The sequence below is a fragment of the Cellulophaga sp. 3_MG-2023 genome, from assembly GCF_030546975.1.
Lineage (GTDB): Bacteria > Bacteroidota > Bacteroidia > Flavobacteriales > Flavobacteriaceae > Cellulophaga.
In genome coordinates, this window is record NZ_JAUOPS010000002.1 from 514,677 (window position 1) to 528,619 (window position 13,943).

Consider the following 13,943-nt stretch of genomic DNA (forward strand, 5'->3'; position numbering starts at 1 on the left):
TAGTATAAATTAAATAATAGGATTTTATATATTATAAATACTCGTTAAGTAAAGTAATAAGAGTATTTGCGTCTTGTTCGCCGCTTTGGCGCCAAACCATTTCGCCATTTTTGTAGATCATCAATGTAGGTAAGCCTTTTACTCGCAATGCTTGCGCAAGCTCTTTATTCTTATCTACATCAATCTTAATAATTTTACCTTTATCACCTAGTGCCGCAGCTACATCCCTTAAAACAGGGTGCATTTGTGATGATTGCTCATTCCATTCTGCATAGAAATCTAGCAATACAGGTACTTGTAAATCTATTAGTTCTCCAAATTTAGACATAAATAAATCTTTGGGTTGTTAATCAAAAGTAAGAAAAATTGTTAAATTATATAGTTTAGCCCATCTTTTTACAACTATTTGAGTCATAAAACTATGCCAATTCTTTCTTTTTTAGTGTAATTACAGTTATTTCTGGCCAAATACCAACTCTGCCTGGATATCCTAAAAAGCCAAAACCACGGTTAACATTTATATACTGCCCCATTTCTTTGTAAATACCAGCCCAATAGCGGTACCTCCATTTAATAGGACTCCATTTAATCCAACCAGGAATTTCAATTCCAAATTGCATACCGTGTGTGTGTCCACTTAGCGTTAAGTGGTAATGATATTCATCTTTAATAACCTCATGCTCCCAGTGAGAAGGGTCGTGGCTCATCAATATTTTAAAATCGTCTTTTGCAATATTAGCACTGGCCTTTTTTAAATCTCCTGCTTTTTTAAATCCTCCTACACCCCAGTTCTCTACTCCAACTAAAGCTATTTTATCTTCTCCTTTTTGCAAAAATCTGCTATCATTTAAAAGTAAATCAAAACCTATTTCCTTTTGAGTGCTCTTCAGTTTATCTAAATTTTCTTCTTTTAGCTCTTCAGAATCCCAACTAACATAATCACCATAATCATGATTCCCCAAAACAGAGTATTTACCATCTTTAGCTTCAAGCTTAGAAAATATTGTTTTCCACGGATCCATTTCTTCTGCTGTATTATTTACCATATCCCCGGTAAACAACAAAACATCACTCTTTTGCTCGTTAATTAAATCTATAGCATATTTAATTTTTTCTTCATCATCAAAACTACCACTATGTATATCAGATATTTGTGTAATTTGATATCCATCAAAAGCATCTGGCAAATCATCAAAAGTCAATTCATACTTTAGAACCTTAAAATTATACTTCCCTTTAGCCATACCATAAAGCAAAGCTCCAAAAGGCAAAGAAGCCAAACCTAAACCTATTAAACTTAAAAAACGCCTACGGCTTGGCAGCGCAAACTCTTTAGACTCTCCAAAAAACTTAGTATAAACTCCTGCTAAAAAACGTATAATATCCTCAGAAAAAAGAAAAATAATAAGCACTAAGTTAAAAGCCATTACACTTAATAGAAAACCAAAAGCATAGCTCATAGGAATACTAATTACTCGCCCTTCATTACCAATACTAAATTGATAAATAAAGTTAAAAACAGCTAAAAGTGAAACTACAATATATAAATAATGAAGCCAATTAATTCTAGTAGCAGTTTTTAATGCCTGAAAAGCATAAAACCCTAAAACCGAATAAACAAGGACAAAAATAATCCAACGAAGCATAATCTATTTTTTTTACAAAGGTATTTGTTTGACAAGCAGAAACACCTATTTAAGACTTATTTAACAAAGCAACCACCTGTTTTATAGTAGCTACATTAGAAATTGACACCTGGTTTTCAACTAAAAAACAATTAGAATTCATAGACAAAGGAACATCTTCGTCTAAAGTTTTAAAAAAAGAAGTTCCAGACATATGCAATGCTTTAAACCCCTCTTCTTTAAAACCTACAACATTATCAACCTTTAATCCTCCACCAGGCATTATAACGCAAGTAGCAGATTTCCTATTCAACTTAGAAAGCAAAGAAAAGCCTAACGGAGCTGAAGCTTCTTGACCAGATGAAAGCACATAATTCACCCCCATATTTTGCAACTCTAAAAAAGTAGCTTCCGGATTTTTAATCCAATCAAAAGCCCTATGAAAAGTAAATTTTAATCCTTTTGATGCATTTATTAAAAGTTGTGTTCGCTCTTTATCTAATGTAAAATTTTTATGCAACACGCCAGAAACAACACCTGCACAACCAAGCTCTACACATAAAGCAATATCTTGTTTCATTACTTCAAATTCAGAATCTGAATATGTAAAGTCTCCGCTTCTAGGCCTAACCAATACGTGCACGGGTATATTCACAGCATTTAGCACAGCTTTAACAAGGCCATAAGAAGGAGTTACACCACCAACACCAAGCTCCATACACAACTCTATTCTAGTAGCACCAGCTTTTTCTGCGTTTAAGGCAGATTCCAATGAATTTGCACACACTTCTAAAATCATAATCATTATATTTAAAGCCTAAAATTAGTCAACCTACTATTATGAAACGAAGAAAGTTTTTAAAAAATTCATCTTTAAGTACAGCCGGCATCATCTCTGCTCCATTATTAGCATCTTGTGATAACAAAAAAACAATTGCTCCCGATTTAAAAGTAGAGACAATTAAACCAATTGCTATTTGCACTTGGAATTTTAAAAATGCCAATGATAAAGCCTGGGAAGTTTTAGCTAAAGGCGGAAACTCTTTAGATGCTGTTGAACAAGGTGTAATGGTTGAAGAAGCAAATGCCAACAATAATACAGTAGGCTTAGGTGGCAGACCAGACCGTGACGGAAATGTTACATTAGACGCATGTATTATGGACAAAGATGGCAACTGCGGATCTGTAGTTTATTTACAAAATATTGTACACCCAGTTTCTGTAGCACGTAAGGTTATGGAAGAAACACCACATATAATTTTAGCTGGCAAGGGTGCAGAACAGTTTGCTTACGAACAAGGATTTAAAAAAGAAAACTTACTTACAGAAAAATCAAAAAACGATTGGTTAGAGTGGAAAAAGACATCTAAATACGAGACAATTATTAATATAGAAAACCACGATACTATTGGTATGCTAGCTATGGATGAAAAAGGAGATATATCTGGTGCTTGCACTACTAGCGGTATGGCTTACAAGGTTGGTGGGCGTATTGGAGATTCTCCAATAATTGGAGCTGGTTTATTTGTAGACAATGAAGTTGGCGGCGCAACCGCTACAGGTGTTGGCGAAGAAGTAATTAAAACAGTTGGTAGTTTTTTAATTGTAGAATTAATGCGACAAGGAAAATCACCTCAAGAAGCTTGCGAAGAAGGCGTAAAAAGAATTATGGCTAAAAATAAAGACCGTGAAGATTTCCAGATTGGCTTTTTAGCAATGAATAAGAAAGGAGAAACAGGTGGCTATTGTGTTCATCCTGGTTTTACCTATCGCAAAACAACCAAAGAGAGCAACACTAACGAACACGTAAATTCTTTTTACAAGAAAGACTAAATACAAAACAACAATTAGTAGTTTTGACACTTAATTAAGATTATAAGATGGCAGATCAAAAAAGACTTTTTTTACTAGATGCATACGCACTTATTTTTAGAGGATATTATGCGTTTATAAAAAACCCAAGAATAAACTCTAAAGGACTAGACACATCAGCAATACTAGGTTTCACCAATTCACTATTAGATGTTATAAAAAGAGAAAGGCCAGACCATTTAGCAGTTTGTTTTGATCGTGGTGGAAGTGTAGATCGTGTAGAAATGTTTGAAGCCTATAAAGCCAACCGTGATGCCACACCTGAAGCTATAAAATTAGCCATACCCTACATAGAGAATATCTTAAAGGCAATGCACATACCTGTGATTGTTAAAGAAGGTTTTGAAGCCGATGACATTATAGGAACATTAGCTAAAAAAGCAGAAAAAGAAAACTACAAAGTTTTTATGGTTACACCAGATAAAGATTTTGCTCAGTTAGTATCTGAAAATATTTTTATGTACAGACCAATGTTTGGTGGCGGTTATGAAACTTGGGGAATACCAGAAGTATTAAACAAATATGAAATTGAAAGACCTGAGCAAGTTATAGATTATTTAGGTATGATGGGAGATGCCGTGGACAACATTCCCGGACTGCCTGGTGTTGGAGATAAAACCGCAAAAAAATTCCTTGCAGCATACGGTAGTATGGAAAATCTTTTAGAAAATACGCACGAGCTAAAAGGTAAAATGAAGGAAAAAATAGAAGCCAACAAAGAACTTGGCTTACTTTCTAAAAAATTAGCTCGCATAATGTTAGATGTTCCCGTAGAGTTTAATGAAAAAGAATATGAATTAGACCAACCAGATTTACCAAAAGTCACCTCTATATTTGAAGAGCTAGAATTTAGAAGACTTGCTGACAACCTTATAAAAACATTTGCTACAGAAACAACTACCACAGCCACAAGTAGCAATAATGACAAATCTACCAAAACAACAACCAAAACAGCTGCTGCCGGAGCTGGTCAGTTTTCATTATTTGGCGGCGGCGATTCCGCTTCTGCTACGCAAGTACAGCAAGAGTTATCTAGCAGAAAAACAAGTAAAGACATTCCGCACATATACCAAAGTGTAGCACCTGGAATGGCTATGAAATTGTTTTTACAGAACTTAATGAAACAAACATCTGTCTGTTTTGATACAGAAACAACAGGACTAAATCCGCTTACAGCAGAGTTAGTAGGAATTGCTTTTTCTTGGGAAGCCAGCAAAGGCTATTACATTCCTTTTCCTGAAGCAAGGGAAGAAGCACAAGAACTCATAGAGCAATTACGCCCGTTTTTTGAAGATGAAAACATTGAAAAAGTAGGTCAGAATTTAAAGTACGACATTAAAGTATTGCGCAAATACAACCTTATTATAAAAGGAACATATTTTGACACTATGTTAGCTCACTATCTAATAAATCCTGATATGAGACATAATATGGATGTGTTAGCCGAAACATACTTAAACTACACTCCTATTTCCATAACTGAATTAATTGGCAAAAAAGGTAAAAACCAGTTATCTATGCGCCAGGTTCCTGTAGAAAAACAAACAGAGTATGCGGTTGAAGATGCAGATATTACTTACCAACTAGCAAGCCACTTTAGACCAGAACTTAAAGACGCAAAAACAGAAGATTTATTTAACAGCATAGAAATTCCACTATTAAGCGTTTTAGCAGATATGGAGCTAGAAGGTATTAACCTTGATGTTGACTTTTTAAATTCTCTCTCTAATGAGTTAAACATAGATATTAAAAACCTAGAAACTAGTATTTATGAAGCTGCAGGCGAAGAATTTAATATAGCATCACCAAAACAATTAGGAGAAATACTTTTTGGAAAACTAAAACTTGTAGATAAACCTAAAAAAACAAAAACAGGTCAGTATTCTACAGCAGAAGATGTACTCTCTTATCTTGCACAAGATCATGAGATTATTAAAAACATACTAGAATACAGAGGTTTAGCCAAGTTAAAAAGCACTTATATTGATGCTTTACCAGAACAAGTAGAGGAAAGCACTGGCCGTGTACATACAGACTATATGCAAACTGTTGCCGCTACAGGAAGACTAAGTAGCAACAACCCCAACTTGCAAAACATACCTATACGTACAGAGCGCGGAAGACAAGTACGTAAAGCTTTTGTACCAAGAGATGAGAATTACACACTATTAGCAGCAGATTACTCACAAATAGAGCTACGTATAATTGCTGCTTTAAGTGATGAAACAACAATGATTGAAGCATTTAAAAACGGAGAAGACATTCACGCCTCTACAGCTTCAAAAGTATTTAACGTTCCTTTAGAAGAGGTTACTAGAGAGCAACGTAGTAATGCAAAAACAGTAAACTTTGGAATTATATACGGTGTATCTGCTTTTGGATTAAGCAACCAAACAGATTTAAGTAGAGGAGAATCTAAAGAACTTATAGACGCTTATTACGAGACATACCCAAAACTTAAAAAGTACATGAGTGAATTAGTAGACTTTGCAAGAGACAATGGTTATGTACAAACAGTTTTAGGAAGACGTAGATACCTAAAAGATATAAACTCCAGAAACGCTGTTGTGCGTGGAGCAGCAGAACGTAACGCCGTTAACGCACCAATACAAGGTAGCGCAGCAGATATTATTAAAATTGCAATGATTAACATACACAAGAAACTTACTGAAGGTAATTTTAAAACCAAAATGCTTTTACAAGTACATGATGAACTTGTTTTTGACGCTCACAAAACAGAATTAGAAGAAGTAAGAACACTTATTAAAACAGAAATGGAAAATGCATACTCGCTTGCGGTTCCTTTAGACGTAGAAATAGGAACAGGAGATAATTGGCTAGTTGCTCATTAATTAAAATACAATAAAACAAAAAGGACATTAGATTTTTCTAATGTCCTTTTTTATTTTTTAAATAGAATGGTTTTAGTTTTTTGTAAAAACAACATCTAAACCTTCATAATTACCTTCATCAATATCTTCCCCTGCAATAATTAGCGTATTACCATTTAAGTCAACCGTAATAACAGTTTTTCCTCCTGTAGGATCTGTAATTGTTAATTGGTCGCCATCTAAATCCCAAGCACCAACTAAAGTATCTGTTTCTTCAGGACAATCAACTTCTATGCCCGCTCCATTAGATTCAATTACAAAATAATTTAATTTATCCTTACCAACAAATGTATCATCAGCATTAAAAGTATATGTAATTATTTTACAACCTTGATCTATAAGATTCTTTGCTATTTCTTGAGGTAAACTCACTTCTGAGGATTCTTCCCTTGTAAAATCAGAAATTACCCAAGTACCCACCAAGCTGTTCTCTGAAAAAATTTCTTTATCACTATCCGTAGAACAAGAACTTCCAAACATACATACAGCAGCCATTACTATAAAACTCTTTTTTATCATCTTTTTAGTCGATTAGTTTTCTTTTTAAAAACGCAAAATAACACATAATAGTATATCTACCAGTTTTTTACTTAAAGTATAAACCTATAAGTGGCCTTAAGTAAAATTGTATTATCCTTTTTACGATCTAAAATCTGCCTATTTAAACTTCTACCTAAAGCATCATCAGGATTAACATTACCAGTAAGTCCTTGAGACCAAACTAAAAATATTTCGGACCCTGGTATATACTCCCAGCGCAACACTAAATTAGACCTAAATTGTACAAATGAAAAATCTGGATCTCCAAATTCATAATCTGTATTAGAATCTACATCTTCATCAATTAAATAAACACCATTATTTTCCGTTATTTGATTTTCATTAAACAGTATTACTCTATTATCAATACTACCAGCAACGGGATTATTAACATAATTAAAATTAGAATATCTACCTCTAGAAATGAAAGGCTGACCATAATATTGTAAACTTAAATTAGGATTTAAGTTATAATTTAAACGTATAGAACTACTAAATGTGTTCTGATCTATTTCTCCTAAAATATACCTAGTCTCATCACTTGTTTCTCGCTTAGTTATGTATTGTGTTTTACTATTTTCTGTAGAAAACTCATTATCCATAGACAAACTAAAAGCATCTATCGGCTGGTATGTAAACCTAAACACATACCTATTATATTTAAATGTATCCTCTGCACCTTTATTACCAACATAACCAACAGTAGCATAAAATTTTCTTCTATTATCTGAACCTGCAAACAACGCAAAACCACCCTGTTCTGCAAAACGCCATCTTGGACCACCACGCAAGTTTGCATTGCTATAAAAAACAGGATCATAAGTAGCCTCTACCTCTGTCCACCAATTATTTTTATAACTTATATTACCATTAAACTGGTATGACATTCTATTATAATTGCCATCAAAATCAAACGTAGAGTACTGCCCTAATTGCAAACGTATGTTTCTGTAAAAATCTGTAGGTTTTAAAAACAAACGCTGCACTTCTGCAAACTGTGTAATCTTATCTGCCTGTCGCAAAAAGCCTATATCATTTAATTCTAATTCCGGAGAATACCAAAGTACACCGCCCTCATATCTCCAATCTCCACCACCAGCTTTACCAAACTCCAGTTTACCACCTGTACCCGACAAAGAGGTTCTTGAATCGTCAAATTTTACATGACCAGCATCTACCCTGTTAAATAAATGCGCAATAGATTTTTGTGTTTGCGCAATAGCTTCTTTAGAACCATTAACAGAACTAGCTACAAAATTACCTTCTATATAATACTCTCTATTTTTCCAATTATGCTTAAAATCTACCCCAGCAGAAACTGCAGACTTGCGTAAAAAATCTAAATTATCTTCAAGTCTTCTATTTGTTGATGTAAAAATTGCACCAACATATGAATTTCTATTATTAAAATCTTTTTGAGCTCTAGCAACTAAATAATTTGTAAGCGGCTCAACAAGCTCATCTCTTTTTTCTCCATTAGCATCTATCTCTGCATACATTTTACCTGTGACACTTTCTAAAAGCCCTAATGACCAACCGCTTTTAGTTTTACCCGAAAACTTAGCAGCCCCTAAAATTGTAGTGTTTTTTGGCACATCTACAAACTCACCATCCTCTAAAGCAGGTCTGCCGTGTGGATTACGACCAATACGCCTACTGTAAAATAAGTTATCTTGACCACTACCAAACTCATAATCAAAAATATTCTTATTCTCTATAAAAAATGGACGCTGTTCTTTAAAAAAGATCTGAAAACCATCTAAAGCTATTGCTCCAGGATCGGCTTCAACCTGACCAAAGTCTGGATTTACTGTTAAATCTAACGTAAGATCATTTGTAATACCAATTTTAGCATCTAAACCTCCATTTAATTTATAGTCAGAGCCATCTCTATACGGATTACCAACCTCTTTTGGATAACTATCATATTGATTTACTACAAAAGGCTGAATCTCTAATTGTTTTTGTGGCTTTATGTTTAACAAACCTCTAAGCTCACCAAACTCACTCACATACCCAGAAGATTCTAACGGAATACGTTGCCAAATAGACCTTTCTTCAGCTCTAAAAATTCTACGTTTAACTTGCAAACCCCATACTTGTTCTTCTGCATCTCCAAACTTTAACTGACTAAAAGGTATTTTTAATTCTGCTGTCCACCCCTCTTCATCAATTTTAGAGCTGCCGTACCAAATAGGATTCCAACTACTATCCCAACTACTTCCGTTTTCAGATATAAACTCATCACCTTTAACACCTGCAACCGTAAACGTAAAAGAAAAAGCGGTTCTTTTATCATTATAACTATCTATATTTACTTCTACCCAATCTCCCTGAAAACCATCTCTCCTTGATAAACGTTTTTCAATCTTATCCAAATCAGCATCATAACATTTAAAAGCTATGTAAAGAAATTTGTCATCATACACAATTTTAAATTTAGTGGGCTGCGTAGGAGATGTGTTTTCATCTGGCCTCCATTCTACAAAATCTCCTTGCCACTCGGAGTTATTCCAAGCATCATCTGTTAAATGACCATCAATTACAGGCGATTTTTTATTTTCTACACTATTTGTAGTGTACACCCTCTTTGGAACTTGTATATTTGCACTTTCTTGAGAAAAAAGCGCAGTAGTTAAAAATACTAGAGCACTTGTTATGTTAAATTTAAACATTAGTGGTTTTGGTTATTTTTTAAAAGAAGTTGTAAAAATAAGACTCCTGTTACAGATTTATAATTAAAAATGACAAATTTTTGTTAAAATCAAAAAAATTAAAGCTTCGCAAATCAAGAAAACAATAGCATTTAGAAAAAACAATAAAAATAAACGGAAATAAGCATTTGTATTTCAAGTAAATAATTGTACATTTGCACCCCGTTTATCGGGATTAAGTAAATAATAAAAATATATTAGTGTGGATACATTAAGCTACAAGACAATTTCAGCCAATAAAGCAACCGTTTCTAAGGAGTGGTTATTGGTTGATGCTGAAGGAGAAACGTTGGGTCGTCTTGCTTCTAAGGTTGCAAAAATCTTAAGAGGAAAGAACAAACCTAATTTTACACCACATGTGGACTGTGGGGATAACGTAATTGTTATCAATGCAGAGAAAGTTACTCTTAGCGGTAACAAATGGCAAACTAAGACTTATATTAGACACACAGGTTACCCTGGTGGACAAAGGTCTCAGACAGCTATTGAAATGTTGGAGAAAAACCCAGCACGTGTAGTGGAAAAATCAATAAAAGGTATGTTGCCAAAAAATAGATTGGGCGCTGAGCTTTTTCGTAACTTAAAAGTTTACGTAGGTTCTGAGCACAACCAAGAGGCACAAAAACCAAAAGCAATAAACTTAAAGGACTTATAATGGAGGTAATTCATAAGATAGGCAGACGTAAAACTGCTGTTGCACGTGTATATGTTTCTGAAGGAAAAGGTAACATTACAATCAACAAAAAAGATTTAAATGAATATTTCCCTACTGCTACTTTACAGTACAAAGTGAAACAACCATTTGCTTTAACTAGCAATGAAGAAAACTTTGACGTAAAAGTAAATGTTTACGGAGGAGGTATCACTGGACAAGCAGAAGCTATTAGACTAGCTCTTTCTAGAGCAATGTGTGAGGTTGATGCTGAAAACAGATTAGTATTAAAACCAGAAGGTCTTTTAACTAGAGATCCAAGAATGGTAGAGCGTAAGAAATTCGGTCAGAAGAAAGCCCGTAAGAAATTTCAATTCTCTAAGCGTTAAGAATATATTCCGGAACTTTGTTCCGGTTTTTTTACATCAGATTTTATCTGATATTTTATATCGTTGGAACATCACCAACAAAACAAGTTCATTGAGAAGTCTTTAGAAAAAATCTAAAGCATAAATTAAAACAAGTTGTCGTTGTTATTTATCACCATATGAATAACACTAGTTTAGCATCTAAATGTTAAAGACTGCATACGCACTACTTTAGCATTGCTAAGTAAAACGGAACGTAAACTATTACAAAAAAAATGGCAAACAAAATTGAAGTAAAAGACTTATTAGAAGCAGGTGTACACTTTGGACACCTTACAAGAAAGTGGAACCCGAATATGGCACCATACATTTATATGGAGCGTAACGGAATACACGTTATTAACTTATACAAAACTGCTGCAAAAATTGATGAAGCTAATGAAGCTTTAAAAAAGATAGCAGCATCAGGTAGAAAAATACTTTTTGTAGCTACCAAAAAACAAGCAAAAGACATCGTTGCAGACAAAGCAGGGAAAGCAAATATGCCTTACATCACAGAAAGATGGCCAGGTGGTATGCTAACTAACTTTGTAACTATTCGTAAAGCTGTTAAAAAAATGGCTTCTATTGATAGAATGAAAAAAGATGGTACTTTTTTAACTTTATCTAAAAAAGAACGTTTACAAGTAGATCGTTTAAGAGCTAAATTAGAGAAAAACTTAGGTTCTATCTCTGATATGACACGTTTACCAGGAGCTTTATTTATTGTAGATACAATGAGAGAGCACATTGCAGTTAAGGAAGCTTTAAAATTAAACATTCCTATTTTTGCAATGGTAGATACAAACTCTGATCCAAGACCAATAGATTACATTATCCCATCTAACGATGATGCATCTAAATCTATTGAAGCTGTATTAACACATGTTTCTGACGCAATTATTGAAGGTTTAGCAGATCGTAAGTCTGATAAGCAAGCTGAAAAAGAAGGTAAAGAAGCTGCTGCTCCAAAAGCAAAAGCTGCACCAGCTCCAAAAGCTGAGGCTACAACTTCTGCAGATGACTTAACTAAAGTAGAAGGAATTGGACCTAAAATAGCTGAAATTTTCCAAAACGAAGGAATTAAAACTTATGCAGATTTAGCCGCAAAATCTGTTGAAGATTTAAGCGCTATCTTAACTGCTGCTGGTTCTAGTTTTGCATCTAAAAATCCTGGTTCTTGGCCAAAGCAAGCTAAAATGGCTGCAGATGGTAAATGGGACGAGTTAAAAGTATGGCAAGACAATACTAAAGGTGGTATAGAGTAATCTAAACAACCTTTTATATAAATAAAACAAAATATTAATTTAACATCGTTCTAAAAAAATAATATTTATTTAGAGCAATATTAAAACATAAATAAGATGGCAAAAATTACAGCTGCAGAAGTAAATAAACTAAGAAAAGCTACTGGCGCAGGAATGATGGACTGCAAAAAAGCATTAGTTGAAGCTGAAGGTGATTTTGACAAAGCAATTGACGTATTACGTAAAAAAGGTCAAAAAGTAGCAGAAAAAAGAGCAGATCGTGACTCTAGCGAAGGTGCTGCTGTTGCTAAAGTTAACGCAGAAGCTAACAAAGGTGTTGCAATTGTATTAGGTTGTGAAACTGACTTTGTTGGTAAAAACGATAACTTTTTAGCTCTTGCAAACCAATTAGGAGAATTAGCATTAAACTACAACTCTAAAGAAGAGTTTTTAGCTGCTGATTTTGGAGGAATGACTGTTGCTGAAAAACTAGTTGAACAAACTGGTGTTATTGGTGAAAAATTAGAAATTAACGCTTTTGAGACTGTAGAGGCTCCTTACGTTGGTTCTTACGTTCACATTAACAAACTTGCTGCTGTTGTTGGTTTTTCTGCAAAAGTAGAAAACATAGAAACTCTAGGTAAAGACGTTGCTATGCAGATTGCATCTATGGGTGCAACTACATTATCTTACAAAGATTTTGATCCTGCATATGTAGCATCAGAAACTGAAGCAAGAATTGCTGTTATTGAAAAAGATAATATTGAGTTAGGTCGTTTAGGAAAAACTCTTAAAAACGTACCTCAGTATATTTCTATGGCTCAATTAACTCCAGAAGTTATGGCTACTGCAGAAGAAGATGCTAAAGCACAACTTAAAGCAGAAGGTAAGCCAGAGCAAATTTGGGATAAAATTTTACCAGGTAAAATGGAAAGATTTGTATCTGATAACACTACTCTAGATCAAGAGCAATGTTTATTAGACCAAAACTTTATTAAAGATGAAAAAATTAGCGTAGCATCTTACGTTTCTTCTTACGGCGATGTTACTGTAACATCTTTTAAAAGAGTTGCTCTTGGATAATAAGACACAAAACTTTTAAAGTTATAAGTAAAGCCGTTTTCTATTTTTAGAAAACGGCTTTTTTATTTAAATAAACGGATACTAATACAACAAAATATTAGAATTAAATATAAGACATACTTTACCGTTCATTTTTTTCATTATTTTTGCTAACCATAAACAACACCAGAAAATGCAATACAAAAGAATACTTTTAAAACTAAGTGGAGAAGCCTTAATGGGTTCTAGACAATACGGAATAGACCCAATTAGACTTGCGGAATATGCTAAAGAAATAAAAGAGGTAACAGACAAAGGTATTCAAGTAGCAATAGTTATTGGTGGCGGTAACATTTTTAGAGGTGTTGCAGGAGCAAGTAACGGTATGGACCGTGTACAAGGTGATCATATGGGTATGCTAGCCACTGTAATTAACGGCTTAGCACTACAAAGTGCTTTAGAAGACGCTGGTGTACAAACAAGATTACAAACTGCCATTAAAATAAATGAAGTAGCTGAGCCTTTTATTAGAAGAAAAGCTATGAGACATTTAGAAAAAGGACGTGTAGTAATTTTTGGCGGAGGAACAGGTAACCCGTACTTTACTACAGATTCTGCCGCAGTATTACGAGCAATAGAAATTGAAGCAGACGTAATATTAAAAGGTACAAGAGTAGACGGTATTTATACATCTGACCCTGAAAAAGACAAAAACGCAACTAAGTTTGACAAAATATCTTTTCAGGATGTACTAAATAAAGGTTTAAAAGTAATGGACACAACAGCCTTTACTTTGAGTCAGGAAAATGAATTACCAATTGTTGTTTTTGATATGAATACAAAAGGTAATTTATTAAAATTACTATCAGGAGAAAATATAGGAACAGAAGTAAATCTATAAGTGGTACAGTTAATGCTGAACCAAGATTAAAT

The 13,943-nt window shown here is 33.9% G+C and carries 12 protein-coding genes; 7 read left to right on the plus strand and 5 right to left on the minus strand.

The features are described from left to right. Positions 1-31 precede the first annotated feature (31 nt). The 3 genes from Q4487_RS07175 to Q4487_RS07185 form a co-directional block, all read right to left on the minus strand. Entirely contained in the window at positions 32-328 is a 297-nt protein-coding gene (locus tag Q4487_RS07175) for a co-chaperone YbbN (RefSeq protein WP_100893909.1), read from the minus strand. Positions 329-419: 91 nt separating this feature from the next. After that, the gene (locus tag Q4487_RS07180; protein ID WP_303540565.1) at positions 420-1,646 is read right to left on the minus strand and encodes a metallophosphoesterase; all 1,227 of its coding nucleotides are present in this window, start codon (positions 1,644-1,646) and stop codon (positions 420-422) included. Positions 1,647-1,695: 49 nt separating this feature from the next. After that, positions 1,696-2,424 (minus strand): copper homeostasis protein CutC, encoded by a 729-nt coding sequence (locus Q4487_RS07185; protein WP_303540562.1) that lies wholly within the window; start codon positions 2,422-2,424, stop codon positions 1,696-1,698. A 41-nt stretch (positions 2,425-2,465) separates the two neighbouring features. Here Q4487_RS07185 and Q4487_RS07190 point away from each other — a divergent pair, with 41 nt between their 5' ends. Together Q4487_RS07190 and polA are read left to right on the plus strand one after the other, a co-directional pair. Then, positions 2,466-3,458, plus strand: a complete 993-nt coding sequence (locus Q4487_RS07190) for an isoaspartyl peptidase/L-asparaginase family protein (RefSeq protein WP_303540560.1) — start codon at positions 2,466-2,468, stop codon at positions 3,456-3,458. Between the two features lie 47 nt (positions 3,459-3,505). Next, a complete protein-coding gene (gene polA / locus Q4487_RS07195; protein WP_303540558.1) occupies positions 3,506-6,349 on the plus strand; it encodes a DNA polymerase I in 2,844 nt (947 codons plus the stop codon). 72 nt (positions 6,350-6,421) lie between these two features. Here the strand turns inward: polA and Q4487_RS07200 are convergent, their stop codons facing one another. Next, entirely contained in the window at positions 6,422-6,907 is a 486-nt protein-coding gene (locus tag Q4487_RS07200) for a lipocalin family protein (protein WP_303540556.1), read from the minus strand. Positions 6,908-6,978: 71 nt separating this feature from the next. After that, positions 6,979-9,603 (minus strand): DUF5916 domain-containing protein, encoded by a 2,625-nt coding sequence (locus Q4487_RS07205; RefSeq protein ID WP_303540554.1) that lies wholly within the window; start codon positions 9,601-9,603, stop codon positions 6,979-6,981. 241 nt (positions 9,604-9,844) lie between these two features. On the opposite strand from Q4487_RS07205, the gene rplM reads away from it, so the two are divergent. From rplM to pyrH, 5 genes are all read left to right on the plus strand, one after another. Further along, positions 9,845-10,297, plus strand: coding sequence for a 50S ribosomal protein L13 (gene rplM / locus Q4487_RS07210; RefSeq protein WP_100893916.1), 453 nt, complete (start codon positions 9,845-9,847; stop codon positions 10,295-10,297). Continuing rightward, positions 10,297-10,683, plus strand: coding sequence for a 30S ribosomal protein S9 (gene rpsI, locus Q4487_RS07215; RefSeq protein WP_100893917.1), 387 nt, complete (start codon positions 10,297-10,299; stop codon positions 10,681-10,683). Before rplM ends, rpsI begins: the two co-directional genes overlap by 1 nt. Positions 10,684-10,937: 254 nt before the next feature. Then, positions 10,938-11,969 (plus strand): 30S ribosomal protein S2, encoded by a 1,032-nt coding sequence (rpsB, locus tag Q4487_RS07220; RefSeq protein WP_100893918.1) that lies wholly within the window; start codon positions 10,938-10,940, stop codon positions 11,967-11,969. Positions 11,970-12,065: 96 nt separating this feature from the next. Next, positions 12,066-13,031, plus strand: coding sequence for a translation elongation factor Ts (gene tsf / locus Q4487_RS07225; protein WP_303540549.1), 966 nt, complete (start codon positions 12,066-12,068; stop codon positions 13,029-13,031). A gap of 172 nt (positions 13,032-13,203) precedes the next feature. Beyond that, positions 13,204-13,911, plus strand: coding sequence for a UMP kinase (gene pyrH / locus Q4487_RS07230; RefSeq protein ID WP_100893920.1), 708 nt, complete (start codon positions 13,204-13,206; stop codon positions 13,909-13,911). Positions 13,912-13,943: the final 32 nt, after the last annotated feature.